Origin of the sequence: Psychrobacter proteolyticus, from assembly GCF_038155145.1 — a bacterium.
Lineage (GTDB): Bacteria > Pseudomonadota > Gammaproteobacteria > Pseudomonadales > Moraxellaceae > Psychrobacter > Psychrobacter proteolyticus_B.
Genome location: NZ_JBAKAY010000022.1, coordinates 1 through 351, shown reverse-complemented (window position 1 = coordinate 351; position 351 = coordinate 1). Strand labels below are relative to the sequence as shown.

Here is a 351-nt window from a genome sequence, read left to right as displayed (position 1 = left end):
CTGACGCTCTTGGATACGCTGTCGTAATCGATCCAGTTGAATATCCGCAATACCTGCGATCTGCGACATACCAAGCGGATGGAAAACTACGATTTCGTCAATACGGTTGACTAACTCTGGACGGAAATGCTGCCCAACAGAATCCATTACTTCTGCTTTGATAAAATCGTAGCATTATCCAACAATTTCTAGAATCATATGCTAACCCAAGTTAATGGTCATGATGATCAGGGTATTTTTGAAATCTACCACCCGACCTTTCGATTCTGTTAAGCGACCATCATCCAATACTTGCAATAAGATATTGAACACATCAGTATGCGCCTTCTCTACTTCATCGAACAATATGAC

Annotated in this window: 1 pseudogene; it reads right to left on the bottom strand. The window is 41.3% G+C overall.

Annotation, left to right across the window (positions count from 1 at the left end):
- Nucleotides 1-351: pseudogene (locus tag V6252_RS12855) on the bottom strand (AAA family ATPase); the annotation flags it as partial.